The sequence below is a fragment of the Serratia sp. TSA_130.1 genome, from assembly GCF_052691795.1.
Map to the genome: position 1 here is coordinate 114,746 of NZ_JBQZFS010000005.1, position 26,412 is coordinate 141,157.

Genomic DNA, 26,412 nt, shown 5'->3' on the forward strand with positions numbered 1-26,412 from the left:
TGGAAAGAGGCGAGGGTGAAATTCTGAGCGCGGATCAACACTTGATAACATACTGGTTACATTTGTGTGATCGTAATAACGTTTGGCGTTTTGGGGGAATTGCCAAACAATCGCGGGGCGACTAGCGCCCCGGATAACAGATTATGGTTATTTCTTCGCCAGGCGATCGTTGCGGCGATTGACCCAGGCGTTGATCAGCAAGGTGAGCGTCAGGATGCCCGCCACCACGCCGAGCGAGATACCGATCGGGATGTGGAAGAAGTCGATTATCAGCATCTTGATACCGATAAACACCAGGATCACCGACAGGCCGTATTTCAGCATCGAGAAACGTTCCGCCACGTTGGCCAGCAGGAAGTACATGGCGCGCAGGCCCATGATGGCGAACAGGTTAGAGGTCAGCACGATGAACGGGTCGGTGGTCACGGCGAAAATCGCCGGGATGCTGTCCACCGCGAAAATCACGTCGCTCAGTTCCACCAGGATCAGCACCAGCACCAGCGGGGTGGCGAACAGGATGCCGTTGCGGCGCACGAAGAAACGCTCGCCTTCCAGGCTGTCGGTCATGCGCAGGCGGCTGCGCAGCCATTTCACCAGCGGCTTGTCGCCGATTGCCGAGTCGTCTTCCTTCGCCAGCGCCATCTTGATACCGGTGAACAGCAGGAAAGCGCCGAACAGGTACAGCAGCCACTGGAACTGGCTGACCAGCCAACTGCCGGCGAAGATCATGATGGTACGCAGCACGATCGCCCCCAACACGCCGTAGATCAGCACCCGCCGCTGCAGGTTGGCCGGCACGGCGAAGTAGCTGAACAGCATCAGCCAGACGAACACGTTATCCACCGCCAGCGCTTTTTCGATCAGGTAGCCGGTCAGGAAGGCCAGCGCCTGGGTATCGGCGACGGCGCGCCCGGCGGTTTCATTCAGGTAGTACCAGAAACCGAAATTGAACAGCAGAGAGAGGCTGACCCACACCAGCGACCAACTGGCAGCCTGCTTCATAGTCATGGTGTGCGCGCCTTTACGGCCCTGCAACAGGAGATCGATTGCGAGCATCACGACTATGACGGCGGCGAAGCTGCCCCATAACCACGGTGTGCCAACGGAATTCATCATCAGAGGTATCCTTCAAAAACAAAAACGGCCAACGTCGGAAGACGCCAGCCGCTCTGTGAACGCTGCAAGCAAACCTCGCCTTCCGGCAAGGTCTCACTTACAACGTTGATGAAGGTGGTTACACCTTTGACATCAGGTTGCCCGGTAACCGGATGCTTGCGCATCGTAATGACGATTAACCGGCAATGAAGTTACTCCCCTTTGCAGAGCAGAAAGTAATGCAAAATGTGTCGGCGGTCAACGTGAATCGCGTTAGCCGGCCAACGCTTTTTGCGCGCCCAGGCTGACGACGAATCCCTGCAGCAGCAGGCGGCTGAACGGCGTGTCGCTAACCTGTTGTTGTTGTTGCTGATAGCGGGCCTGCTGCTCGGGATGCAGCTCGCCGAGCCACTGCAGATACTGGCTCATCACCGCGCCGTTGAATTCCGGGTGGAACTGGGTGGTCAGGGCATGATCGCCATAGCGCAGGATCTGGTGCGCGTCCTGCTGCGAACGCGCCAGCGTCTGCGCGCCGGCGGGCGGCGTCAGCACGCTCTGCGAGTGGATCAGGTTGGCTTTGAAGCGCGGCGGCAGCAGGGTGAGCCGCCGGTCTTCGGCCGCGGCGGGCAGCAGTTCGATCTCCAGCGTGCCCACCTCCATGCCCTGCGGGTGGTAACCCACTTCGCCACCGAGCGCGTAGGCCAACAGCTGGTGGCCGTAGCAGACGCCGAATAGCGGCAGTTTGATCGCCATCGCCTGGCGCAGCCACTCGGCCGCCGCCTCGCTCCACGGCAGCTGTTCGGTCACCATCGCCGGCGAGCCGGTGATGACCACGCCGCAATAGGCGGCCGGCGGCAACGGCCGCTCGCCGGCGGGCAAGTGTACGATGTGCGCGCGTTCGGCGTCGATATTGCCCTGTTGCAGGAACATGCCATCAAAGTTGGCCAATTCCTGACGAATGGCCTGCGGCGCGTCGCCGGTTTGCATCACGAGCAGCGGTTTCATCTCATTCTCCGTCGGCGGGGAAGACGACGCCGGTCTGGCGGCGGATATCGGTCAGCAGGCGGGCGACGATCAGCGAATTCTCCAGCCCCGGATGTTCCACCTGACGTTTCTCAACCAACTCGGCGAAGGCCAGCGCTTCATACAGCATGGTGTTGATGTGCTGCGGCTGGCTCAGATCCTGGCGGTTGCCGCCGCGCGGCGTCAGCGCCACGCCCTGGCACTCGGAAATCTTGTCGATAATCAGCGTGCCTTCCTCTCCCTGGATCTCGCTGGGGATCGCCGAGTCGCTGACCTTGGAATGGGAAAGCGTGACGTCGAAATCGCCGTAGTTCAGGCAGACGGTGCCGTGGGCGTCCACGCCGGTCTCCAGCAGCGTGGCGCTGGCGAGCACCGACTGCGGCGCGCCGAACAGCGCCACCGCGCTGGCCAGGCAGTAGTAGCCGATATCCATGATGGAGCCGTTGGAGAACTGCGGGTTAAACGTGTTGGGGTTCTCGCCGGCCAGGTAGCGCGGGTAGCGCGAAGAGTATTGGCAGTAGTTGATGAAGGCTTTGCGCAGCCGGCCGACTTTCGGCAATGCCTGCTGCAGCGCCAGAAAATTCGGCAGATAGGCGCTTTTGAACGCTTCGAACAGCACCACCTGATTTTCCCGCGCGCAGGCCGCCAGCTGTTCCGCTTCGCGCTGGTTGGAGGCCAGCGGTTTTTCACAGATCACGTGCTTTTTATGGCGCAGGAACAGCAGCGATTGCGGGCAGTGCAGGGAATTGGGGCTGGCGATATATACCGCGTCTATGGCGTCGGACTGGGCCATCGCCTCGAGCGAGTCGAAAAACTGCGTGACCTGATAGTTGGCGCCAAACGCCTGCGCCTGTTCCAGCGAGCGTGAATACACGGCGCTCAGCGTGAGTTTGCCGCTTTCATGGGCGGCATCGATAAAACGTTCCGTTATCCAGTTGGTGCCGACGACGGCAAAGCGAATCATGGCGAGCTCCGGTCCAGGCTTAAAACCGCAGATTATCACGCCCTCACTCGCTATGCATACAGCTCGCCGAACAGCGAAAGGTGCGTCAGATACAGCCGGGTATCGAACTCCAACTGGTGGTAATCCGGTTCCATATGGCAACACAGGCTGTAGAACGCCTTGTTGTGATCTTTCTCTTTCAGGTGAGCCAGCTCATGCACCACGATCATGCGCAGGAACGGTTCGGGCGCGACCTTGAACACCGTCGCCACGCGAATTTCCGCCTTGGCTTTCAGCTTTCCGCCCTGCACGCGGGAGATGGCGGTGTGCAGGCCCAGCGCGTGCTTCATGACGTGGATCTTGCTGTCGTAGGCCACCTTGCTCAGCGGCTGGGCGTTGCGCAGATACTGGTTTTTCAGATCGACGGTAAACTGATACAGCGATTTGTCGGTGGTGCAGTCGTGCACCTGCGGATAGCGCTGCAGCAGCACGTCTCCCAGCCGGTTCTGGTGGATCAATTGCTGCACCTGACTTTGCAGATGCGCCGGGTAGCCTTGCAGGTAGGCGAGTTCGATGTCATGCATGAGTGATATTGCGTCCCAGTATTTCTTTGATTGGCCGCAGCCGCACACGCTGCGCATCGGCCTGTCTGGCTTCCCAGCGATCGTGTGCCGCCTGCAGGTTTAGCCAAAAGTCGGCGGTCGTTTCGAACAGATCGGCAAACAGATTGGCCTCGGCAACGCTCATGCGTCGATGCCCGTTGCACAGGCGATTGACGGTGGCGCGGGTGACGCCCAATACCTTTGCCAGTTCTTCTTGGCCGATGCCTAACGGCGTTAAATATTCTTCCTGCAGCACTTCTCCCACCGTGGTGGGTTCGCGAGTCGTGGTTTCCAAAATAGGTTCCCCCTCGTTCAGGTATCTTGGTGAGGATCGAGGTAAATTTTTTCGGCGGCATCATGCCGCCACTGGAACATCAGCCGCCAGTGCATATTGACGCGCAGACTCGACCATCCCTGAAATGGCCCGGATAGCCGCTTGTAATAGTTACCCTTGGGGTGATGCAAATCACGCTCTTGCTGCGCGGCGGCTAACATATCGAGCTTTCTGGCCAACTGCCGCTCGAGCGCGCCGGGGATAAGACGGCTGCGCCTGCCTTCCAGATAGAACTGCTCCAGATAGCGATCGCGGAAAGATTTAATCATGCTTTCCCCCTTCCATAGGGACTGGCAGTGTAACATTTAAAGTTACACCCCGTCAGGTTAAAAAAACATCGGCATGGGTGCTCGGGAGGGAAAGGTTAATGTTGTTGAAGGAGAAAAGGGGCGCAGGTTTTCAGATACGCGGCGCAATACGCAATTTATCCGAAAAAACATTTTACTGACGGGCGTTTTTAGGGGATAAACAGCCCAAATTTTATCAGTCAGGAGGGGCAATGAGCCAACTCGATCTGGGAACACAGCAACTTGAGCTGGAGCGTTATCCCCAACAGGAAGAATCCACCCAACTGCAGGCGTGGGAAGCGGCGGACGAATATCTGCTGCAACAGCTTGAAAACGTAGATATCGGTGGCCGCCCGGTGCTGATTTTCAACGATAACTTCGGCACCCTGGCCTGTGCGCTGCACGCGCATCGTCCTTACAGCGTCAGCGACTCGTACATGAGCCAGCTGGCGACGCGTCACAACCTCAAGCTCAACGGTCTGGATCCTGAGCAGGTCACACTGTTGGACAGCCTGGCCGAGCTGCCGGCGGCGCCGGCGGTGGTGCTGATTCGCGTGCCGAAAGCGCTGGCGCTGCTGGAACAGCAGCTGCGCGCGCTGCGCCACGTCGTGACCGAAGACACGCTGATCGTCGCCGGCGCCAAAGCGCGCGACGTGCATACTTCGACGATGCAGCTGTTTGAAAAGGTGCTGGGCCCGACGCGCACCAGCCTGGCGTGGAAGAAGGCGCGCCTGATCTTCTGCCAGGCGGCGGACATCGTCCCGGCGGCGGCGGCGGAAACCACCAACTGGACGCTGGACGGCACCGATTGGCTGATCCACAACCACGCCAACGTCTTCTCGCGCGGCAGCCTGGATATCGGCGCGCGCCTGTTCCTGGATCATCTGCCGCGCGGCCTGAACGGCCATATCGTCGATCTGGGCTGCGGCAACGGCGTGATTGGCCTGACGGCGCTGGCGCAGAATCCGGACGCGCAGGTGACTTTCGTCGATGAATCCTACATGGCGGTGGCCTCCAGCGAGCTGAACGTGGAGCACAACCTGCCGCAAGAACTGGACCGCTGCCAGTTTGAGGTGAACAACGCGCTGGCGGGCATCGAGCGCGAAAGCGTGCAGGCGGTGCTGTGCAACCCGCCGTTCCACCAGCAACACGCCATTACCGATCACACCGCCTGGCAGATGTTCTGCGACGCCAAGCGCTGCCTGCAAGTGGGCGGCGAACTGCGCATCGTCGGCAACCGTCACCTCGACTACCATCAGAAGCTCAAACGTTTGTTCGGCAACTGCACGCTGGTGGCCTCGAACAAGAAGTTCGTGATCCTTCGAGCGGTGAAATCCGGCGCGCGTCGCTGAGCGTGAATAACAAGGGGCGCGATGCGCCCCTCAGGCTGTAGACAAAGGGGGAAAAAGCGTGGTTTTTCCCCCTTTGTGGTTATCAGCCGAAAATCAATAAATTGATTTTCCTTGTTTTCTATTCGCTGCTCTCTGCCACCCCGGCATAGGGATGAGGTTTGTCATCAATATCAGGGGCGCGGTGCGCCCCTTTTTTACAGCGCCATCGCCAGCCGCGTGCCCTGATCGATCGCGCGGCGGGCGTCCAGCTCGGCGGCCACGTCGGCGCCGCCGATCAGATGCACGGTTTTCCCCATCGCCAGCAGCGGCTGCTGCAGTTCGCGGCGCGGTTCCTGCCCGGCGCAAATGACCACCGTGTCCACCGGCAGGCAGCTGTCTTGCTCGGCGCGGGTGATGTGCAGCCCTTCGTCGTCGATCAGCCGATAGCTGACGCTATTGAGCATCTTCACGCCGCGCATCGCCAGGCTGGCGCGGTGGATCCAACCGGTGGTTTTCCCCAGGCCTTCGCCCACCTTGCTGGTTTTGCGCTGCAACAGGTAGATCTGCCGGGCGGCGCGCGGTGCCTGCGGGCCTTGCGCCGCCAGCCCGCCGCGTTGTTCAAGGCGGCCGTCGATGCCCCATTCGCGGTTGAATTCCGCCTGATCCAGGCTGCTGGAGACGCCGTGCTGGCTAAGGTACTCGGCGGTGTCGAAGCCGATGCCGCCGGCGCCGATGATCGCCACCCGCTGGCCGACCGGTTTTTTATCGCGCAGCACATCCAGATAGCTCAGCACCTTGGCGTGCCCGATGCCGGGAATATCCGGGGTGCGCGGCACGATGCCGCAGGCGAGGATCACCTCATCGAATTCGCTTAAATCCGCCGCCTCGACTTTGGCGCCCAGTTTGACCGTCACTTCACGCAGCGCCAGCTGACGGCGGAAGTAACGCAGGGTTTCATGGAATTCTTCCTTGCCGGGGATTTGCTTGGCGATGTTGAACTGGCCGCCGATCTGCTCGGCGGCGTCGAACAGCGTTACCTGATGACCACGGCTGGCGGCGGTGGTGGCAAACGCCAGCCCGGCGGGGCCGGCACCGACCACCGCCAGTTTTTTCGGCTTTTCCGCCATCGTCAGCGGCATTTCGGTTTCACGGCAGGCGCGCGGGTTGACCAGACAGGAAGTCAGCTTGCCTTCAAAGATCTGGTCGAGGCAGGCCTGGTTGCAACCGATGCAGGTATTGATCTCGTCGGCGCGCCCCTCGGCGGCTTTCTGCACAAAGGCGGCGTCGGCGAGGAACGGACGCGCCATCGACACCATGTCGGCGCAGCCGTCCGCCAGCACCTGCTCGGCCACCGCCGGATCGTTGATGCGGTTGGTGGTGATCAGCGGGATGCTGACCTTGCCCATCAGCTTGCGGGTCACCCAGCTGAATCCGGCGCGCGGTACCATGGTGGCGATGGTCGGGATGCGCGCTTCGTGCCAGCCGATGCCGGTATTGATGATCGTGGCGCCTGCCTGTTCGACCGCCAGCGCCAGCTGCTCGATCTCCTGCCAGCTGGAGCCGTCTTCCACCAGATCGAGCATCGACAGCCGGTAGATCAGAATGAATTCCGGGCCCACGGCCTGGCGTACTGCCCTGACGGTTTCGACGGCGAAGCGCATGCGGTTGGTGAAGCTGCCGCCCCATTGGTCGTCGCGCTGATTGGTGCGCGTCGTCAAGAATTGGTTGATCAGATAACCCTCGGATCCCATCACCTCAACGCCGTCATAGCCGGCCTGCTGCGCCAGCGCCGCGCAGCGGGCGAAGTCGGCGATAGTCTGCTCGATCTCCGCTGCGCTGAGCGCGCTCGGCGTAAACGGGTTGATCGGCGCCTGCAGCGCGGAAGGGGCCACCAGCTTGGGTTGATAGCTGTAGCGGCCGGTGTGCAGGATCTGCAGCGCAATTTTGCCGCCCGCCCGGTGGACGGCTTCAGTCACCGGGCGGTGGTGAGGCAATTGCTCCTCGCTGTTGAGGATCGAACCGCCGCGAAACACCACGCCCTGTTCGTTCGGGGCAATACCGCCGGTGACGATCAGCGCCACGCCAGCGGCGGCGCGCTCGGCATAGAACGCGGCCAGGCGCTGCGGGCCGTCGGGCAGCTCTTCCAGGCCGGTATGCATCGATCCCATCAGCACCCGGTTTTTCAGGGTGGTGAAGCCGAGATCCAGCGGCGCCAGCAGGTGAGGGTAATTGCTCATTGCACTCTCCATCGTTCATCCCCCGCCTCTTTCAACCTGCAGCGTTGTTGCCTGCGTTCGCTCGCCCCAGTCACTTACTTGAGTAAGCTCCTGGGAACGCCCGAACTTGCCGCCTAGCTGCAGGTTGAAAGCGATTGGGGATGAGCATCTGTTATTATTATGTGAACACAAGTGGTCGGATGAGATAAATCTAGCCGTTGTCGCGCCGCTTGGGAATCTGCGTTGCGCCGAATGTGATAGATGTCATGAATCTCAGACTCTGTTTGCATAACGAACAAAAGATCGGTTAGCCTTTACGCGTTGTAAATTCCTTCTCTCTGCGGAGCCATTACCGAAAATGAACACCCACACCTGTTGATATCGTGTCCCACGCTGTGCGCTCTCGCGCCCTGTGGGGATGTTTTGATCTCATTCAGGAGTGCTTATGGCTCATTCAGCGCAGTCCCCTTATTTCGTTTTACATCAACTGACCTGCCAATTTGCTGACGGCGAAACGCTGTTCGGCCCGCTGGATCTTGCTTTCGACCGGCAGCGCTGCGGCCTGGTAGGGCGCAACGGCGTCGGCAAAACCCAGCTGCTGCGCCTGATCGCCGGGCTGGATCAACCGGGCAACGGGCACGTCGAATCCCATGCCGCATTGGCTTACGTTGCGCAGCAGCTGGAGATCGCCGCGGACACCACGCTGGCCCAGCTGCTGGGCTATGGCGAGGTGTTCGCCGCGCTGGCGCGTCTCGAGCAGGGGCAGCCGCTGGCGGACGATATCGATCGTCTGGAAGGGCGCTGGGATCTCAACGATCGTCTGCAAAACGCCTTTGTCGCCGCCGGGCTGCCGGCCTTCGATCCGTTGCGATCCGCAAGCTCTCTGAGCGGCGGCGAGCGGATGCGCGCGGCGCTGTGCGGCGCGTTGCTGGGCGAAGCGGATTTTCTGCTGCTGGACGAACCGACCAACCACCTCGACAGCGTCGGGCGCGCCTGGCTGTATCAGCAACTGGATCAGTGGCGGGGCGGGTTGCTGATCGCCAGCCATGACCGGCAGCTGCTGGCGCACATGGAGCGCATCGTCGAACTGACGCCCGGCGCGCTGCGCAGCTACGGCGGCAACTATGATGACTACCGTCGCCAGCGCGATACGGAGCAGCAGGCGGCGCGCGCCGATCTGGAGCATGCGCGCGAGGAGCGCCGCCGCACCCGCGCCCGCCAACAGAAAGAGCACGACATGAGCCAGCGGCGCTCGGCGCAAACGCTGCGCGTCGTCGATACGCTGAATATCGCCTCTTTCGAGCGGGTGGCCTACAAGTCGGCGGCGAAAGAGAGCCTCGGCACGCTGCGCAAACAGCATCAGGATCGGCGCGACAGCCTCGATGCGGCGGTGCGCGAAGCCTACCAGCGGGTGGAAGAGGAACAGCCGGTGTTGCTGGCGCTGCCGGGCAGCGAAGTGAACGCGAACAAGCAGGTGCTGGTGCTCGAGCGGCTGCAGCTGCCGTTCGTCAGTGCGCCGCCGCTCGATCTGCGTATCGACGGCCCGATGCGCGTGGCGTTGACCGGCCCCAACGGCTGCGGCAAATCCACTTTGCTGAAGACTATTCTCGGCCGGCTGGCGACGCTTTCCGGCCATTGTCATTGTCCGCTGTCGACCGCCTACCTCGATCAAACCCTGTCGCAGCTCGACCCGAATCTGTCGGTGATGGAGCATCTGGGGCTGCAGGATTCACCGTTGGCGGAAGGCGCGTTGCGCACCCGGTTGGCGCAGTTGCAGCTTGGCGCGGATCGCATCGCGCTGCCGCTGGGCTCGCTGAGCGGCGGCGAACGGCTCAAGGCGGCGTTGGCCTGTGCGCTGTGGCGGCGACAACCGGCGCAGCTGCTGTTGCTGGACGAGCCGACCAACCACCTGGATCTGGCGTCGTCGCTGGCGATCGAAACCGCCCTGGCGGATTTCCCCGGCGCGATGCTGGTGGTGTCGCACGACGAAGACTTCCTGCAGGCGCTGCGGCCGACGCACCGCCTGAACCGGCAAGCGGACGGCTGGCGGCTTCAGGCCTGGTGAGGCAGGTGGGCGGCGCTCTGACTTAGTGCGGGGCGTTGATGCACGCCAGCAGTTGGGTAAAGGCGGCGGCCATCTGCTCTTCCGGCACGCAGGCAAAACCCATCAGCAGGCCGCGCCGCCGATTGGGCAGCATGTAGTAGCGCGACAGCGGCCGCACCAGCACCCCTTGCGCGCCGGCGGCGGCGGCGATCGCCACGTCGTCGGCCTCGTCCGGCAGGTTGAGGATCAGGTGCAATCCGGCGTTGCTGTTGAACTCGCTGAGCGCCTGTTTGCCGAGGTGCCGTTCGATCAAGCCGGTCAGGAAGGCGCGCCGCCGGGCGTACAGCAGCCGCATGCGGCGGATATGCGCGGTGTAGTGCCCCGCCTGGATGAACTCCGCCAGCGCGCTCTGGATCAGCAGGTGCCCGCCGCGGTACAGCTCGGCGTGGGCGGTTTTCAGCGCCTGCACCAGTGGCGGCGGCAACACCACATAGCCGAGGCGCAGCGCCGGGTAGAGTGTTTTGCTGAAGGTGCCGATGTAAATCACCGGCGCGTCGGCTTCCAGCCCTTGCAGCGCCGGGATCGGTTGGCCGGAAAAGCGGAATTCGCTGTCGTAGTCGTCCTCGACGATCCAACCGCCGGCGTTGCGCGCCAGCGCCAGCAGCCGTTGGCGGCGCGCCAGGCTCATCACCGAGCCGAGCGGATACTGGTGCGACGGGGTGACGAAGATCAGCCGCGGCGGGTTGGTCGGCTGCTCCGGCGGCACCAGCCCGGCTTCGTCCACCGCCAGCGGGCAGATGTTCAGCGCATTGATGCGCAGGATATTGCGGATCCCCCAATAGCCCGGCTCTTCGATCCAGGCGTCATCCCCCGGATTGCACAACATGCGCGTCACCAGATCGATCGCCTGATGGATGCCCTCGGTGATCAGGATCTGTTCCGGCGAACAGCGCACCGAGCGCGCCACCCGTAAATACTCCACCAACGCATGCTGCAGCTCCGGGCTGCCGCCCTGATTGCTGTAGGTCAGCCGCTGCGGCGTCGGGCGGCGGCTGAGGCGCGCCTGGATCTTGCTGAACAGCTGATGGGGAAAGGCGTTGACGTCAGGCACGCCGGGAATGAACGCCCCCCACTGTTTGGGGCTGGCGCTGGCGTGGTGCAGCAGCGTGGCGCCGCGCTCCGACAGTTCGACGCGCCGCGGTTGCCCGCTGCCGTCCGCCGGGGCGCCGCCGGTGGAGAGGCAGCTGTCCGGCACCGTGTCGGCGACGAAGGTGCCGCTGCCGGCGCGCGCCGACACGTAGCCTTCCGCCAGCAGTTGTTCATAAACGGTTAACACGGTGTTGCGGGACAGGCTGAGTTCCTGCGCCAGATCGCGTGAGGCGGGCAGGCGGCTGGAGGGCGGCAGGCTGCCGTCGAGAATGCTGGTGCGGATCGCGTTGTAAAGCCGCTTGTGCAGCTTGTCATCGGGCTGTTCGCCGAGGCGCTGCAGCAACAGATCACCACTCAATGAGCGCAATTGGATCCCTCAATTATTCGTAACTGGCACTCGATTATAGGGCCACATCCTGTGTAAATAAACGGCATTGTTTCACGAATGTGAACGAAACGTGTAACTGGCACCGACCGGAGAGAACAGCATGAAAAACGCAGAATTGAACCAACGCCGTCAGGACGCCACCCCGCGCGGAGTGGGCGTGATGTGTGGTTTTTACGCCGAGCGCGCAGAGAACGCCACGCTGTGGGATGTGGAAGGCAAAGAAGTGATCGACTTTGCTTCGGGGATCGCCGTGCTGAACACCGGGCACCGTCACCCGAAGGTGATCGCCGCAATTGAAAAGCAGCTGCAGGCCTTCACCCACACCGCCTATCAGATCGTTCCTTACGAAAGCTATGTTTCTTTGGCGGAGCGCATCAACCAGCGCGCGCCGATCGCCGGCCCGTGTAAAACCGCTTTCTTCACCACCGGCGCGGAAGCGGTGGAAAACGCGGTGAAGATCGCCCGCGCTTACACCGGCCGTCCGGGCTTGATCACCTTCGGCGGCGGCTTCCACGGCCGCACCTATATGACCATGGCGCTGACCGGCAAAGTGGCGCCTTACAAACTGGGCTTTGGCCCATTCCCCGGCTCGGTGTTCCACGGCCAGTATCCGAACGCGCTGTACGGCGTGACCACCGAAGACGCGATGAACAGCCTGGATCGCCTGTTTAAAGCGGATATCGATCCCAAGCAGGTGGCGGCCATTGTGCTGGAGCCGGTGCAGGGCGAGGGCGGTTTCAACGTGGCGCCGGCCGATTTCATGCAGGCGCTGCGCACGCTGTGCGACCAGCACGGCATCCTGCTGATCGCCGACGAAGTGCAGACCGGCTTCGCCCGTACCGGCAAGCTGTTCGCCATGGAGCACTACAGCGTTAAGCCCGATTTGATCACTATGGCGAAAAGCCTGGCGGGCGGCATGCCGCTGTCGGCGGTGGCGGGCCGCGCCGAGGTGATGGACGCGCCGGCGCCGGGCGGGCTGGGCGGCACCTATGCCGGTAACCCGCTGGCGGTGGCCGCCGCGCACGCGGTGCTGGACGTGATCGACGAAGAGCAGCTGTGCCAGCGCGCTCAGCGCTTGGGTCAGCACCTGGTGGAAGTGCTCCAGCAGGCGCGCAAAACCAGCCCGGCGATCGCCGATGTGCGCGCGCAGGGATCGATGGTGGCGGTGGAGTTCAACGATCCGGCTACCGGCAAGCCTTCGGCGGAGATCACCCGTCAGGTGCAGCAGAAGGCGATGGAGGAAGGGCTGCTGCTGTTGAGCTGCGGCGTGAACGGCAACGTGATCCGCTTCCTCTACCCGCTGACCATCCCGGACGATCAGTTCACCAAGGCGATGGGCATTCTGTCCCGCGCGCTGGCCCACTAAGGAGCGATCGGCATGAAATTGAATAATCCCGAGCTGTTGCGCAGCCAGTGTCTGATCAACGGCGAGTGGTGCGATGCCCTGAGCGGCAAACGTGAAGCGGTGATCAACCCGGCCACCGGCGTCGAACTGGCCAGCATTCCGCTGGTCAGCGAAGAGGAAACCCAGCAGGCGATCGCGGCGGCGCAGCGGGCGCAAAACGACTGGAAACAGCTGACCGCCAAGCAGCGTTCCGCGCTGCTGTTGGCCTGGGCCGACAAGGTGCTGGCCGCACAGGAAGATCTGGCGCAGCTGATGACCGCCGAGCAGGGCAAATCGCTGGCGGAAGCGCGCGGCGAAGTGGCGTACGCCGCGTCGTTCATCACCTGGTTCGCCGAAGAGGCCAAGCGGGTGGACGGCGCGGTATTGCAGGCGCCGCAGGCTTCGCAGCGTCTGGTGGTGGTGAAGCAGCCGATCGGCGTGTGCGCGGCCATCACCCCGTGGAATTTCCCGGCGGCGATGATCACCCGCAAGGTGGCGCCGGCGCTGGCGGCCGGTTGCGCCATCATCGTCAAACCGGCCGAGCAAACGCCGCTGACCGCGCTGGCGTTGGCGAAGCTGGCGCAGGACGCCGGCATTCCCGCCGGCGTGTTGCAGGTGGTGACCGGCGAAGCGGCGCAGGTGGGCAAGGTGCTGTGCGACAGCCCGGTGGTGCGCAAGCTGAGCTTTACCGGTTCGACCGAGGTCGGCCGCATCCTGATGGCGCAGTGCGCGCCGAGCATCAAGAAACTGTCGCTGGAGCTGGGCGGCAATGCGCCGGTCATCGTGTTTGACGACGCCAATCTGGACGCGGCGGTAGCGGGCATCATGGCCTCCAAGTTCCGCAACAGCGGCCAGACCTGCGTGTGCGCCAACCGTATCTACGTGCAGGACGGCATCTACGAGCGGCTGGCGGAGAAACTGGTGGCGGCGGTCGAGCAGTTGAAAGTGGGAGACGGCAGCCAGGAAGGCACCACCCAGGGGCCGCTGATCGACAGCGATGCGGTGGCGAAGGTGCAGAGCCATATCGACGACGCGCTGATCAAAGGGGCGCAGATCGCCACCGGTGGCCAGCCGCACGCGCTGGGCGGCACCTTCTTCCAGCCGACGGTGGTGACCGGCGTGACGCAGAAGATGCGCTTCGCCAAAGAAGAGACCTTTGGGCCGGTGGCGCCGCTGTTCCGCTTCCATGACGAGGCGGAAGCCATCGCCATGGCCAACGACACCGAATTCGGCCTGGCCGCCTACCTGTTCACGCAGAACGCCCCGCGCCAGTGGCGCGTGCCGGAAGCGCTGGAGTACGGCATGGTCGGCATCAACACCGGGCTGATTTCCAACGAAGTGGCGCCGTTCGGCGGCGTGAAACAGTCAGGGCTCGGGCGTGAAGGATCGCGCTACGGGATAGAAGAATATCTGGAGCTGAAATACCTGTGTATCGATGTGAGCTGTTGAGCGTCAGGACGTTAACCCATCCCGGCGGCCAGCGTCGCCGGGCGATAAAGGATGATGCATGTCTGATAATATCTCTGTTTCTCCGGCGCTTGCCGCCGGGGTGCGAGCACCTGCACCCGCCAAATCGTTAAGTTTCCTCGAAGGGGTGGCGATGATCGTCGGCACCAACATCGGCGCCGGCGTGCTCTCCATCGCCTACGCCTCCAGCAAGGCCGGCTTTCTGCCGCTGCTGTTCTGGCTGGTGCTGGTGGGAAGCCTGACCACCATCACCATGCTGTACGTTGCTGAATCTACGTTGCGCACCCGCGCGCATCTGCAGCTGAGCGGGCTGGCGAAGCGCTACGTCGGTGGCCTGGGCGCCTGGCTGATGTTCGCTTCGGTATGCGTCAACAGCGTCGGGGCGCTTACCGCCTACATGACCGGCAGCGGCAAGCTGCTGCAATCGCTGTTCGGCATCTCCCCGGCGCTGGGCAGCCTGCTGTTCTTCGTGCCCGCCGCCGGCGTGCTGTACCTCGGTTTGAAAGCGATTGGCCGCGGCGAGAAGTTCATCAGCATCGGCATGGTGGTGATGTTGACCGCCCTGGTGGCGGCGACGCTGCTGAAAGACACCACCCAGATGCGCAACCTGTTGGACGGCGACTGGCGCTATATGGTGCCGGTGTTCAACGTGGTGGTGTTCTGCTTCTCGGCGCAGTACATCGTGCCGGAAATGGCGCGCGGCTTTGCCGACAAACCGGAGCAACTGCCGAAGGCGATCATTGTCGGCATGGTGGTGACGTTCATTTTGCTGGCGGCGGTGCCGATGTCGGTGATTGCGCTCAGCGGGCTGAATGACATCTCCGACGTGGCCACCATTTCCTGGGGCCAGGCGCTGGGGCAGTGGGCGTTCTTCTCCGCCAACATCTTTGCGCTGTGCGCGATGCTGACCTCGTACTGGGGATTGGGCGGCAGCTTCCTGACCAATATTTTCGACAAGTTCCGGCTGGGCAACGACGAGCTGCCGCTGCGCCGCTTCGGCGTGCTGCTGCTGGTGGTGGTGCCGCCGTTCGCGCTGGCCTACAGCGGGCTGGTGTCGTTCGTCAACGCGCTCTACTTCGCCGGGGTGTTCAGCGGGGTGATCCTGTCGATCATGCCGATGCTGATCCTGCGCGGCGCGCGCAAACACGGCGACCAAACCCCACGCTGGCAGTGTAACTGGATCACGCATCCGCTGCTGCAGATCAGCATTGTGTTGCTGTACCTGGCCAGCGCGGTGTACGCCATCGCTTCATTGTTAGGCTATCTGCCCTCTGGATGGTGATTTGCCTTCCCTCAAGCAGTGATGTTGTTTCTCGGCATTGAGAACGGCGGCGTCGTGGCCGCCGATTTTTTTCTCACGCGCGCCGCTTTTCCGACAACGCCAGCCAGGCCTGCACCGACGGGCGCTGCCACTGCTTGTGCGCATAGTGGCGCACGCGCTCCGGCACCGGATCGCCGTGCATCACCAGCCGGTTGAGCATCAGCGCCAGATCGGTGTCGGCGATGCACCACTCCCTGAACAGATTGTCCTGCCCGTGGCTCAGCAGCTTTTCCACGGCGGCGATCAGCTTGCGCGCGGCCTCCTGCGCGGCTTCGGACAGCGGCGGGAACTTGCCGTTGTTGAACACCACCTCGGTCGAGCGCTCGGCGCGGATCGGCAGCAGATCGCTGCGCAGCCAGGCCTGGATCTCGCGCGCCTTGGCGCGCAGCTTCACGTCGCGCGGGTATACGGCGTGGGCCGGGTGGATGTCTTCCAGGTATTCGGCGATCGCCGAAGACTCCGAGAGCTGGAACTCGCCGATCGCCAGCGTCGGCACCCGGCGGGTGAGCGACAGCGCCGCGTAGGCCGCCTCTTTGTTCTCTTCTTTCGCCAGGTCCACCGGCTTCACGGTGAACGGAATGTCTTTTTCCGTCAGCACGACAAAGGCGGACATGGCGTACGGGCTGAAAAATTCACTGTCGGTGTAAAGTTCGATGATCGGTTGAGACATCGGCGGTTCCTCGGGGTTAAGGGGGGAACATTCATCATTGTTGAGGGGAGGCTAAAAATCAATCTGTTAGCCTAAAAGTTCTTTTATGACGCGGCGGACGGCGGCGCTGGCGCGACGTGATATATTTGTTGCCAACACGTGAATTGAGCCGTATCGGGTAACATGAAGACGCAGTGGATAGAACGGGTAAGAGTGGGAGTTGCGCGCCTGTGGCCGCACCCGCTGGCGGTGGGCAAGCGAGAGATGCTGATTTCCAGCGTCGGCGCCGGTTTGGGGCTGATGCTCGCCGGCTGGATCAGCCACTTTATTTTGGGTGAGGTGAACCTGTGGTTTATCGCGCCGATGGGCGCTTCGGCGGTGCTGCTGTTCGGCGTGCCCAACAGCCCGCTGGCGCAGCCCTGGTCGATCGTCGGCGGCAATGCGCTGGCGGCGACGGTGGGCGTCAGCGCCGGTCTGCTGATCCCCGATCCGGGCCTGGCCTGCGGCGTGGCGGCGGCGGTGGCCATCGGCCTGATGTTCAAGCTGCGCTGCCTGCATCCGCCGGGCGGCGCGGTGGCGCTGACCGCCATCCTCGGCGGCCCCGGCATTCACCAGATGGGCTATCACTTTGTGCTGTACCCGGTGCTGCTGAACTCGGTGCTGCTGGCGGCGCTGGCCATTCTGTTCAATAACCTGGCCGGGCGACGCTACCCGCACGCGCTGGCGCCGGCGGAGGCCAAGCCGGCCAATCTGCCGATCGATGCCGTTTCCATCACCCGCGCCGATCTGCACGAGGCGCTGATGGAGGGGGATCTGTTCGATATCGATGAGGACGATCTGCAGGAGATCCTGCTGCGCGCCGAGCAGCTGGCGCATCAGCGGCAAAGCAAGATCGCCTGATCAGCCCAGCATTTTGCGGTAAAACACCACCCGTTCCGTTTCGGCAAAGCCCAGCGCCGCATGCAGGCGTTGGGAGTCCAGATTGGCGATGTCGGTATCCGACGCCAGCTCGCTGCACCCCTGTTGCTTCGCCCACTCCTGCACCTGCGCGATCAGGCGCGCGGCCCAGCCCTGGCGGCGGGCGCGTTCGACGGTGTAAATCCCTTCCAAAAACGCCACCGGCGACGATTCGCAGCCGTTGACGTAATCGTAGCGCAGCGCGATCTCGGCAAAGCCAACGAAAGCGCCGTCCAGCCCCCGCGCCATAAACGCGGTGTGGTGCGGCGAAGCCAATATTTCGCGCATTTCTGCGCGGTGTTCTTCCCGCAGGCAGGTGGGCCACAGCGCCGAGCGCAGCGCCAGCCAGGCATCAAGGTTGTCGTGGTCGCAGTTGACGATCATGCAGGGGCCTTATGAGTCGGAATAAATCAGGAATGCCGAGAGGGAAGTGTGGCACGGCAGCGGGAAACAAAAAAGCCATTATGCCGAGGGGCGCCCTTCATTAGGATGAAAGGGGTGTTGATATTTTAAGCGAAGTTAGTATAGGGTACGGCCAGGGCGCTGATAAGGGATTGTTATGGATGCGAAAGCCGTAGCTCAAGGAATTCTTGAGGGAATAGAGTCTTTACCAAGGAGCATTGCCTATAGTGCTCGTGGGACATGGCAGGGAGCAGGGCTCGGCGGTCGAGAGCTTAAGCGCCGCAATGAAATCGAAACGGAACGGTTCATCAAGGTCGTTCGTGCCGGCTATGGTATCGAAGCCCCGCTACGTGAGCTGATAGCGGTGATTATCCGTGACTGCTATCAGCGGATGGATCTGCAAACACAAACCGTGCTAAGCCAAAAATTAAACCATGTAGAGGGTTATCTTACAGGACGTATGGGGACGCAGTTCATTCTGGTTCAGCAAATCACACACCATATTTTGAAAAAGGTTATCGGCAGCACACTTTTCAAATGGGTATTCAAAGGTGTCACCATTGCTGGGCTAAACATCATTCTTTTACAAGGAATTATTGAACAGGCCTCCGTTTCTTCGCGTCGTTTGCGGGAACAATATCCCTCAACGTACCATAAGCTCACGCCACGAAATTTGGACATGATCTACTTTCTGGCGGAGGAGTATCTTGAACCCTTTGTTGCCTATACCAGCAAATCGAAAATGTTCTGTGAAGGTGTGAATCATGAGCTATCTAAAGTCTTGGGGCAGTAAGCTCGGTAAAGGATTGTCGCACCTTGTGGAAGCGATTTTGGGCGGGATATTTTCTGTCGCTGCGTTTGGCTCACTGTTCTGGTTCGACGAATGGTGGCAACGAATTCTGAGCGCGGCAATATTCCTGTTGCTGGTGTTTGTCACTATTGCTTTGTGTAGCCTTGTGAGAGGCGAGCGATAGCGGATAGATCAATCAAAAGCCAGCGGTTGGATTTTAACTAATGGTTAAGTGATGATGACTTCCTATCGTTAAGTAATAAAATCAATGAACTGGCTAAAATCCTTTCTTGTGAAGTTCGTTAAATTTGTTGGCCGACAAACTGCTGACTTGGCTGAGTCCATAGTCATTGGCCTGTTCTCTATAGCGGCATTTGTTGCCTTGTTCTGGTTTGATGAGTGGTGGAAATCTATCGCTGCGGCTGTCGCGATCTTCTTTGCCGGCTTCCTGGTAAGTCTGTCTATAGGCTGGTTAAGAGGGGAAAGATAGCTGAGAGTGTTGGCATACTGCCGCCATTTTACCGCCACTGTGAGCAAGAAATAAAAAAGCCACTTCGAGAAAAGTGGCTTTTTTATATGATTTTAAAGCTAAAATTTGGTGGCCCCTGTTGGGTTTGAACCAACGACCAAGCGATTATGAGTCGCCTGCTCTAACCACTGAGCTAAGGGGCCAAGCCGCGAGATTATAGGGAATCCTTAAGCGGCGGTCTACTGTTACCCGCCCGTATGTTGCTTTTCTGCGCAGTTCTAGCCTGTTGTAATTGCTGGCGGATTTTGCGATAACCGCAGTAAATCCCTGCAATGGACTCACGATACTCATGGAACTTCTGGCGCCTGGCCTGCGGGTGGTGTTTTGCGGCATCAACCCCGGCCTTTCTTCCGCCCATCAGGGCTACCCTTTCGCCAACGGCAGCAACCGCTTCTGGAAGGTGATCCATCAGGCCGGCTTTACCGAGAGCCAGTTGGCACCGGAGCAGTGGCAGCAGTTGAAGGACAACGGCTGCGGCATTACCGCTCTGGTGGCGCGCCCGACGGTGGCGGCCAGCGAGCTGTCGCGCGACGAGTTGCGCAGCGGCGGCGAGGCGCTGCAAGAGAAGATCCTGCGCTATCAGCCGCGCGCGCTGGCGATTTTGGGCAAGCAGGCGTTCACCACCGCCTTTGGGGTGAAAAACGCGCCCTGGGGCAAGCAGACGCTGACGCTGGGGGAAACCGAGGTGTGGGTATTGCCCAACCCCAGCGGATTGAACCGCGCCACGCTGGAGCAGCTTACCGCCAGCTATCGCGAGCTGTTCCTGGCGCTGCAATGACATAAGGGAGTATGCGATGACATCGATGATGAAAGGTTGTGTGATGGCGCTGCTATTGGTGACCGGTGCTGCGCAGGCGGGGCATTCGCCGCAGGAAGCGCGCAACAAGCAGAACGTGCTGGAGTTTTATCGGCAGGGGCTGAACAACAAGGATTTTGCGGCGGCGCGGCCGTTTTTGGGCGAGCAGTACAAGCAGCATAACCCTAATGCCAAAGACGGCGTGGCGGGTTTTCGTCAATTTGTCGAGCTGCTGAAAACGCGTTACCCCAACTCGCACAGTGAGGTAAAACAGGCGTTCGTCGACGGTGACTATGTGATTTTGCATGTGGAAGTCAGCGGGCGCGAGGCCGGCAAGACAGCGGCGATCATCGATATCTTCCGTCTCGACGGCGCCGGAAAAATCGTCGAGCACTGGGACGTGACGCAGCCGGTGCCGGAGAAGACCGCCAGCGGCAACAGCATGTTCTGAGGCATAAAAAAACCCCGGCAGGCCGGGGTTTTTGTTTTGAGTGCAACCGCCGGACTTAGTCGTCCAGGAAGCTGCGCAGCACTTCGGAGCGGCTTGGGTGACGCAGCTTGCGCAGCGCCTTGGCTTCGATCTGACGAATACGCTCACGGGTAACGTCAAACTGCTTGCCAACCTCTTCCAGCGTGTGGTCGGTGTTCATGTCGATGCCGAAACGCATGCGCAGCACTTTCGCTTCGCGCGCGGTCAGGCCGGCCAGCACGTCGTGGGTGGCGGAACGCAGGCTTTCCGAGGTCGCGGAATCCAGCGGCAGCTCGAGGGTGGTATCCTCGATGAAGTCGCCCAGATGCGAATCTTCGTCGTCGCCGATCGGCGTTTCCATCGAGATTGGCTCTTTGGCGATCTTCAGCACTTTGCGGATCTTGTCTTCCGGCATCAGCATGCGCTCGGCCAGCTCTTCCGGCGTCGGCTCGCGGCCCATCTCTTGCAGCATCTGGCGCGAAATACGGTTGAGCTTGTTGATGGTCTCAATCATATGCACCGGGATACGGATGGTGCGCGCCTGGTCGGCGATGGAGCGGGTGATAGCCTGACGGATCCACCAGGTGGCGTACGTCGAGAACTTGTAGCCGCGGCGGTATTCGAACTTGTCTACCGCTTTCATCAGGCCGATGTTGCCTTCCTGGATCAGATCCAGGAACTGCAGGCCGCGGTTGGTGTATTTCTTGGCGATGGAAATAACCAGACGCAGGTTTGCCTCAACCATCTCTTTCTTCGCGCGGCGAGCTTTCGCTTCACCGATCGACATGCGACGGTTGATGTCTTTGACCTGCTCGATGGTCAGGCCGGTTTCTTCTTCGATCTGACGCAGTTTCTGCAGGCTGCGCTGCACGTCTTCAGCCACGTCTTTCAGCTTTTCCGACCATGGCTTGGCCATCGCCAGTGCGGCTTCGAACCAGGAATCGCTGGTTTCGTTGCCGGCGAACAGGGTGACGAAGTTTTTCTTCGGCATTTTGCACTGTTCAACGCACAGCTTCATGATGATGCGTTCCTGGGTGCGAACGCGGTCCATCATGGTGCGCATGCTGTTGACCAGGAAGTCGAACTGTTTCGGCACCAGTCGGAACTGCTTGAACACTTCAGACAGCTTCAGGATCTCGTCCGCGGCGCTGGCGTGGCTGCGGCCGTTCTTTTTGATCACCAGACGCGTCGCTTCATACTGATCGCGCAGTTCGGCGAACTTCTGACGCGCCAGCTCAGGATCGATGCTGTTGTCGTCTTCGGTGTCGTCGTCTTCGGCATCCTCATCTTCTTCGTCGTCGTCTTGCTCTTCGCTCGACAGTTCGGAACCGATGTGGGTCGCGGTTGGGGCGATGTCCTCTTCCGCGTTAGGATCGACGAAGCCGGTGATCAGATCGGACAGGCGCGCTTCGCCCGCTTCGACGCGATCGTACTGCTCAAGCAGATAGGTAATGGCTTCCGGGTATTCGGCAACCGAGCACTGCACCTGGTTGATGCCGTCTTCGATGCGCTTGGCGATGTCGATTTCGCCTTCGCGCGTCAGCAGTTCGACGGTACCCATTTCGCGCATGTACATACGCACCGGGTCGGTGGTGCGGCCGATTTCGGATTCCACGCTGGACAGAACCTGTGCGGCGGCTTCTTCCGCATCTTCGTCCGTGCTGTTCGAGTTTTCGGCGAGCAGCAGGTCATCGGCGTCCGGTGCTTCTTCCATCACCTGGATGCCCATGTCGTTAATCATCTGGATGATGTCTTCGATCTGATCGGAGTCGACGATATCTTCCGGCAGATGGTCATTGACCTCAGCATAGGTCAGATAGCCTTGCTCCTTACCACGGGTGACAAGTAGCTTCAGCTGTGACTGCGGGTTTTGCTCCATAAGACGGTATCCACACTTCAGAGTATTTAGGTTGGTGTCGGTCGGCGAAACCGCCAACAATAGCATTTGGGGCGTTTTCGTTATCGCCGCGGCCCACTATGGCGGCACTGTGCAGGGCTCTGCCCTCGCAATTATCGGCACTTAAGCCGTTTGGTATTCAGTTTTTCTTCGCTAAAACCTGGTTGAGGGAACGGACTTCTTCACGTTCCTCCGGGCTCAGGCCGCGCGTTCTGGCCTGCGCGATCAGCGTTTCCAGCCGTTGCTCGAGCACCGAGTCGTACAGGCTGGCCAACGTATCCAAAAAGGTCTGTTCGACCATGTCCTCAACGATCATATGGTTCCAGGTCGCCAAGGTTTCAAGCTGCTGGCTGAATTTGTTGTCGCGATACAGCTCCAGCAATTGCCCGGTTGTCAGGCCCGGCTGCGCCAAACAGGTCTGCACCAGTTCGACGAACAGCGGCAATCCCGCCTGTTTGGTCTGCTCCAACCCTTCCAGCGAAGGGATAAGTGTAGCCAACTGCGGATTTTGCACCAGTAACCCTATCAGTATACGCATGGTTGTGCGTTTTAGCTGGGGCGCCTGATAAGGATTCGCATTTTCAGCCTGCTTGGGCATCAGCTTGTCGAGCTGGCTGTCGTCCAGCAGCCCCAGCTTGTTGCCGAGCTCCTGACGCAGGTACAAGCGCAACGTTTCGCCCGGCACCTGAGTAATCAGCGGCAGCGCCAGCGTGCTCAGCTTGGCGCGCCCGTCCGGGCTGCTCAAATCCACCTGCGGCAGCAGGCTTTCGAACAGGAAAGTGGACAGCGGCTGCGCCTGCTCCATTCGCTGCTCGAAGGCTTCTTTGCCTTCCTTGCGCACCAGGGTGTCCGGGTCTTCGCCATCGGGCAAAAACATGAACCGCAGCTGGCGCCCGTCGTTCAGGTACGGCAGCGCGGTTTCCAGCGCCCGCCAGGCCGCTTCGCGGCCGGCGCGGTCGCCGTCGTAACAGCAGACGACGTTGTCGGTGGCGCGGAACAGCAGCTGAATGTGTTCAGCCGTCGTCGAGGTTCCGAGCGAGGCGACGGCATAATCGATGCCGAATTGCGCCAACGCCACCACGTCCATATACCCTTCCACCACCAGCAGTCGCTGCAGGGTAGGGTGATTCTGCTGTGCTTCATACAGGCCGTACAGCTGGCGGCCCTTATGGAAAACTTCGGTTTCCGGCGAGTTCAGGTACTTGGGCATGCCGTCGCCCAGCACGCGGCCGCCGAAGGCGATGACGCGCCCGCGCTTGTCGCGGATGGGGAACATCACCCGTTCGCGGAAACGGTCGTACGAACGCCCCTGATCGTTAGTCACCAGCATGCCGGCATCGTTCAATGCGCGGCGCGAGTCGGCGTCGCGGCCGAAACGCTTCAGGGCGTTGTCCCATCCCGCCGGCGCGAAGCCGATGGCGAAATGGCGAATAACGTCGTCACTTAATCCGCGCTGCTGCAAATAGCTGCGCGCCGGCGCCCCGGAGGACTGCTGCAGTGACTGTTGATAGAACACGCTGAGCTGTTCCATCAGTTGGTATAGGCTCTGGCGCTGATGGCGTTCGATCTGGGTCGGCCCGGTGCCCGCTTCGTAAGGCACTTCCAACCCGTGCATGGTCGCCAGCTCTTCGATGGTTTCGACAAACTCGAGTCGGTCGTAATTCATCAAAAAGTCGACGGCGTTGCCGTGCGCACCACATCCAAAACAGTGATAAAACTGCTTTTCGCCATTAACGGTAAATGAAGGCGTCTTTTCGTGGTGGAACGGACAGCACGCGTGGTAGTTCTTGCCTTGCTTCTTGAGCTTCACGCGGGCGTCGATCAAATCGACGATGTCGGTGCGAGCCAGCAAGTCATTGATAAATACGCGCGGAATTCGTCCAGCCATAAGCCCTTACTTCATTAGCCTATAAACGAGAACAAGCCGCGCATTCCTTTCGGAAAGCACGGCCTTCGTATGCAACTACTCGGTCTGCGCGATTTTGAAAATCAGAAATTCACGCGGTGGGGTTGCCCCCGAAGAATTAATACAGACGAGTGCGGCGTGCGTTTTCGCGAGCCAGTTTCTTCGCGTGACGTTTCACAGCAGAAGCTTTAGCGCGTTTACGTTCGGTAGTTGGTTTTTCATAAAACTCACGACGACGAACTTCAGCTAAAACACCTGCTTTTTCGCAAGAGCGTTTGAAACGACGCAGAGCAACGTCAAATGGCTCGTTTTCACGTACTTTAATTACCGGCATGTGCCTCTCACCTCAATAAAATTCGGTTTGTTGCTGGCCAAGCGCCAGCCTTTTCAAAATGGTGCGGAATTTTACTCCAATGGATGCTGCTTTGTAAAGCATCACAGCAAATTGAAACCCGCGTCGCTCTGCCGCAACGTGCGCAATTTTGCACCGGGCGCTGATTATAGACTAATCAGAAAAAAATGCTCGTGTTTAATCGCTCGGGCATTTTCTGGATGAATCATCGACATAGGCGCAAGCCGGTGACAAGATGCGCCGCATCGGCGGTAAATGCGGCGGAATGTGGTAGACTGGCGGCCGCACGTGAATGATGGGAAATGTAATGCGAGTACTGGGTATAGAAACGTCCTGCGATGAAACCGGAATTGCAGTGTATGACGATCAAACCGGTTTGTTGGCCAACCAATTATACAGCCAGGTGAAGCTGCACGCCGACTACGGCGGCGTGGTGCCGGAACTGGCCTCCCGCGATCACGTGCGCAAAACCGTGCCGCTGATTCAGGCGGCGCTGAAAGAGGCCAACCTGACCCCGGCCGATATCGACGGCGTGGCTTATACCGCCGGGCCGGGCCTGGTAGGCGCGCTGCTGGTCGGCGCTACCGTCGGGCGCGCGCTGGCGTTCGCCTGGAACGTGCCGGCGGTGCCGGTGCACCACATGGAAGGCCACCTGCTGGCGCCGATGCTGGAAGATAACCCGCCGGCGTTCCCGTTCGTCGCGCTGCTGGTCTCCGGCGGCCACACTCAGCTGATCAGCGTCACCGGCATCGGTGAATATGAACTGCTGGGCGAGTCGATCGACGATGCCGCCGGCGAAGCGTTCGACAAAACCGCCAAGCTGCTCGGCCTGGATTATCCCGGCGGGCCGATGCTGTCGAAGATGGCGCAGCAGGGTACGGCGGGGCGTTTCACCTTCCCGCGGCCGATGACCGATCGTCCGGGGCTGGACTTTAGCTTCTCCGGCCTGAAAACCTTCGCCGCCAACACCATCCGCTCCAACGGCAACGACGATCAGACGCGTGCCGACATCGCCCGCGCCTTCGAGGATGCGGTGGTGGATACGCTGGCGATCAAATGCAAACGCGCGCTGGAGCAAACCGGCTTCAAACGCCTGGTGATGGCCGGCGGCGTGAGCGCCAACCGCACGTTGCGCGCCAAACTGGCGGAGATGATGCAGAAACGCGGCGGGGAAGTGTTCTATGCCCGCCCGGAATTTTGCACCGACAACGGCGCGATGATCGCCTATGCTGGCATGGTGCGGCTGAAGAGCGGCGCCAACCCGGAGCTGAGCGTGTCGGTGCGGCCGCGCTGGCCGCTGGCGGAACTGCCTGCGGTATAAAACAAAGGGCCGGATTATCCGGCCCTTACGTTATTCGTCTTTCGGCTGGTCGCCGTTATCCTCATCCGCGTCGTTTTTCTTCTTGCGGAACTTGCCCCAAATCTTGCCTTCCTGGCCGCGCCACAGGCGCTGAATATTGTCGTGATGCCGCATCAGGATCAGGCAGGAGAGCATCGCCACCGGGAAGGTGAACTGCGGTTTGAACCACCAGACGTAGAACGGGGCGATCAGCGCGCTGACGATGGCGCCGAGCGAAGAGTAGCCGCTGAGCAACACCGTCAGCAGCCAGGTGCCGGTCATCAGGCCGGTCAGATCCCAGCCGATAGGCGCGATGGCGCCAAATGCCGTCGCCACGCCTTTACCGCCGCGGAAGTGGAAGAACACCGGATAGATGTGCCCAAGACAGGCGGCGATCGCCGTCAGGCCCAGATACAGCGGCGGCACATTGAGTTTGTAGGCCAGCCAGACCGGCAACATCCCTTTCAGAATATCGAACACCAGCACCGCCGCCGCCGCCAGCCGGCCGCCGATGCGCAGGACGTTGGTCGCCCCGGGGTTTCCTGAGCCATGTTCACGCGGGTCCGGCAGCCTGGCGATCCGGCAAACCAGGATCGCGCTCGAAATCGAGCCGCACAGATACGCGAAGATAATCATGCCAAGCGCGGTAGCACTCATAACGCGGTTCCGTTTAATAATGGTCGTTTTACTCGCAACATCTATGGATAATACGCACATTCCGCTGGAAGTGGTATCCGGCAAG

Annotated in this window: 24 protein-coding genes and 1 tRNA gene; 10 read left to right on the top strand and 15 right to left on the bottom strand. The window is 60.8% G+C overall.

Annotated features, from left to right (window positions below; all coding sequences use genetic code 11):
• Positions 1–147 precede the first annotated feature (147 nt).
• From ACUTQY_RS18015 to ACUTQY_RS18040, 6 genes are all read right to left on the bottom strand, one after another.
• Positions 148–1,116 (bottom strand): TerC family protein, encoded by a 969-nt coding sequence (locus ACUTQY_RS18015; RefSeq protein ID WP_016930179.1) that lies wholly within the window; start codon positions 1,114–1,116, stop codon positions 148–150.
• A 252-nt stretch (positions 1,117–1,368) separates the two neighbouring features.
• Positions 1,369–2,100 carry a glutamine amidotransferase gene (locus ACUTQY_RS18020; protein ID WP_033644531.1) on the bottom strand — a complete coding sequence of 244 codons (732 nt, stop codon included), beginning with the start codon at positions 2,098–2,100 and terminating at the stop codon, positions 1,369–1,371.
• Between the two features lies 1 nt (position 2,101).
• Positions 2,102–3,082: a Gfo/Idh/MocA family protein gene (locus tag ACUTQY_RS18025; RefSeq protein ID WP_046687865.1), complete on the bottom strand. Its 981-nt coding sequence runs from the start codon at positions 3,080–3,082 to the stop codon at positions 2,102–2,104.
• 50 nt (positions 3,083–3,132) lie between these two features.
• Positions 3,133–3,645: a M48 metallopeptidase family protein gene (locus ACUTQY_RS18030; protein ID WP_042785417.1), complete on the bottom strand. Its 513-nt coding sequence runs from the start codon at positions 3,643–3,645 to the stop codon at positions 3,133–3,135.
• The gene (locus ACUTQY_RS18035; protein WP_015379150.1) at positions 3,638–3,961 is read right to left on the bottom strand and encodes a HigA family addiction module antitoxin; all 324 of its coding nucleotides are present in this window, start codon (positions 3,959–3,961) and stop codon (positions 3,638–3,640) included. The genes ACUTQY_RS18030 and ACUTQY_RS18035 overlap by 8 nt, the downstream gene beginning before the upstream one ends.
• A gap of 14 nt (positions 3,962–3,975) precedes the next feature.
• The gene (locus ACUTQY_RS18040; RefSeq protein WP_042785415.1) at positions 3,976–4,266 is read right to left on the bottom strand and encodes a type II toxin-antitoxin system RelE/ParE family toxin; all 291 of its coding nucleotides are present in this window, start codon (positions 4,264–4,266) and stop codon (positions 3,976–3,978) included.
• A 230-nt stretch (positions 4,267–4,496) separates the two neighbouring features.
• Between ACUTQY_RS18040 and rlmG the strand changes: the two genes are divergently transcribed.
• Positions 4,497–5,636: a 23S rRNA (guanine(1835)-N(2))-methyltransferase RlmG gene (gene rlmG / locus ACUTQY_RS18045; protein ID WP_046687864.1), complete on the top strand. Its 1,140-nt coding sequence runs from the start codon at positions 4,497–4,499 to the stop codon at positions 5,634–5,636.
• A 194-nt stretch (positions 5,637–5,830) separates the two neighbouring features.
• Here the strand turns inward: rlmG and ACUTQY_RS18050 are convergent, their stop codons facing one another.
• The gene (locus tag ACUTQY_RS18050) at positions 5,831–7,852 is read right to left on the bottom strand and encodes an oxidoreductase (protein WP_046687863.1); all 2,022 of its coding nucleotides are present in this window, start codon (positions 7,850–7,852) and stop codon (positions 5,831–5,833) included.
• A 424-nt stretch (positions 7,853–8,276) separates the two neighbouring features.
• Here ACUTQY_RS18050 and ACUTQY_RS18055 point away from each other — a divergent pair, with 424 nt between their 5' ends.
• Complete coding sequence (locus tag ACUTQY_RS18055; RefSeq protein WP_046687862.1) at positions 8,277–9,896, top strand: ABC-F family ATP-binding cassette domain-containing protein; 1,620 nt, start codon at positions 8,277–8,279, stop codon at positions 9,894–9,896.
• Positions 9,897–9,918: 22 nt separating this feature from the next.
• Here ACUTQY_RS18055 and pdxR read toward each other — a convergent pair whose 3' ends face one another.
• Positions 9,919–11,391 carry a MocR-like pyridoxine biosynthesis transcription factor PdxR gene (pdxR, locus tag ACUTQY_RS18060; protein ID WP_033644537.1) on the bottom strand — a complete coding sequence of 491 codons (1,473 nt, stop codon included), beginning with the start codon at positions 11,389–11,391 and terminating at the stop codon, positions 9,919–9,921.
• Between the two features lie 121 nt (positions 11,392–11,512).
• Between pdxR and ACUTQY_RS18065 the strand changes: the two genes are divergently transcribed.
• From ACUTQY_RS18065 to ACUTQY_RS18075, 3 genes are read left to right on the top strand one after another with little or no spacing between them, the layout of a single operon-like run.
• Positions 11,513–12,778 (top strand): 4-aminobutyrate--2-oxoglutarate transaminase, encoded by a 1,266-nt coding sequence (locus ACUTQY_RS18065; RefSeq protein WP_033644538.1) that lies wholly within the window; start codon positions 11,513–11,515, stop codon positions 12,776–12,778.
• 12 nt (positions 12,779–12,790) lie between these two features.
• A complete protein-coding gene (locus tag ACUTQY_RS18070) occupies positions 12,791–14,245 on the top strand; it encodes an NAD-dependent succinate-semialdehyde dehydrogenase (RefSeq protein WP_046687860.1) in 1,455 nt (484 codons plus the stop codon).
• Positions 14,246–14,303: 58 nt separating this feature from the next.
• Positions 14,304–15,545, top strand: coding sequence for an aromatic amino acid transport family protein (locus ACUTQY_RS18075; RefSeq protein WP_103101387.1), 1,242 nt, complete (start codon positions 14,304–14,306; stop codon positions 15,543–15,545).
• A gap of 73 nt (positions 15,546–15,618) precedes the next feature.
• On the opposite strand, the gene yfcF is transcribed toward ACUTQY_RS18075, so the two are convergent.
• Positions 15,619–16,254, bottom strand: coding sequence for a glutathione transferase (gene yfcF / locus ACUTQY_RS18080; protein WP_046687858.1), 636 nt, complete (start codon positions 16,252–16,254; stop codon positions 15,619–15,621).
• Between the two features lie 162 nt (positions 16,255–16,416).
• Between yfcF and ACUTQY_RS18085 the strand changes: the two genes are divergently transcribed.
• A complete protein-coding gene (locus ACUTQY_RS18085; RefSeq protein ID WP_046687857.1) occupies positions 16,417–17,133 on the top strand; it encodes an HPP family protein in 717 nt (238 codons plus the stop codon).
• On the opposite strand, the gene aac(6') is transcribed toward ACUTQY_RS18085, so the two are convergent.
• Positions 17,134–17,574, bottom strand: coding sequence for an aminoglycoside 6'-N-acetyltransferase (gene aac(6'), locus ACUTQY_RS18090; protein WP_046687856.1), 441 nt, complete (start codon positions 17,572–17,574; stop codon positions 17,134–17,136).
• 175 nt (positions 17,575–17,749) lie between these two features.
• Between aac(6') and ACUTQY_RS18095 the strand changes: the two genes are divergently transcribed.
• Positions 17,750–18,385 carry a hypothetical protein gene (locus ACUTQY_RS18095; protein WP_046687855.1) on the top strand — a complete coding sequence of 212 codons (636 nt, stop codon included), beginning with the start codon at positions 17,750–17,752 and terminating at the stop codon, positions 18,383–18,385.
• Positions 18,386–18,978: 593 nt separating this feature from the next.
• Here the strand turns inward: ACUTQY_RS18095 and ACUTQY_RS18100 are convergent.
• A tRNA-Ile gene (locus ACUTQY_RS18100) sits at positions 18,979–19,054 on the bottom strand.
• A 146-nt stretch (positions 19,055–19,200) separates the two neighbouring features.
• On the opposite strand from ACUTQY_RS18100, the gene mug reads away from it, so the two are divergent.
• On the top strand, positions 19,201–19,689 hold the full coding sequence (gene mug, locus ACUTQY_RS18105) for a G/U mismatch-specific DNA glycosylase (protein WP_096242606.1): 489 nt from the start codon (positions 19,201–19,203) through the stop codon (positions 19,687–19,689).
• A 16-nt stretch (positions 19,690–19,705) separates the two neighbouring features.
• Complete coding sequence (locus ACUTQY_RS18110; protein WP_084710309.1) at positions 19,706–20,158, top strand: nuclear transport factor 2 family protein; 453 nt, start codon at positions 19,706–19,708, stop codon at positions 20,156–20,158.
• A gap of 55 nt (positions 20,159–20,213) precedes the next feature.
• Here the strand turns inward: ACUTQY_RS18110 and rpoD are convergent, their stop codons facing one another.
• The 3 genes from rpoD to rpsU all read right to left on the bottom strand — a co-directional run bounded on the left by rpoD (position 20,214) and on the right by rpsU (position 24,313).
• Entirely contained in the window at positions 20,214–22,055 is a 1,842-nt protein-coding gene (gene rpoD, locus ACUTQY_RS18115) for an RNA polymerase sigma factor RpoD (protein WP_025304326.1), read from the bottom strand.
• Positions 22,056–22,212: 157 nt separating this feature from the next.
• Positions 22,213–23,961: a DNA primase gene (gene dnaG, locus ACUTQY_RS18120; RefSeq protein WP_046687830.1), complete on the bottom strand. Its 1,749-nt coding sequence runs from the start codon at positions 23,959–23,961 to the stop codon at positions 22,213–22,215.
• Between the two features lie 136 nt (positions 23,962–24,097).
• Entirely contained in the window at positions 24,098–24,313 is a 216-nt protein-coding gene (rpsU, locus tag ACUTQY_RS18125) for a 30S ribosomal protein S21 (RefSeq protein ID WP_001144069.1), read from the bottom strand.
• 325 nt (positions 24,314–24,638) lie between these two features.
• Here rpsU and tsaD point away from each other — a divergent pair, with 325 nt between their 5' ends.
• Positions 24,639–25,652, top strand: a complete 1,014-nt coding sequence (gene tsaD, locus ACUTQY_RS18130) for a tRNA (adenosine(37)-N6)-threonylcarbamoyltransferase complex transferase subunit TsaD (protein WP_004937199.1) — start codon at positions 24,639–24,641, stop codon at positions 25,650–25,652.
• 30 nt (positions 25,653–25,682) lie between these two features.
• Here tsaD and plsY read toward each other — a convergent pair whose 3' ends face one another.
• On the bottom strand, positions 25,683–26,327 hold the full coding sequence (gene plsY, locus ACUTQY_RS18135) for a glycerol-3-phosphate 1-O-acyltransferase PlsY (protein WP_033644590.1): 645 nt from the start codon (positions 26,325–26,327) through the stop codon (positions 25,683–25,685).
• Positions 26,328–26,412 lie beyond the last annotated feature (85 nt).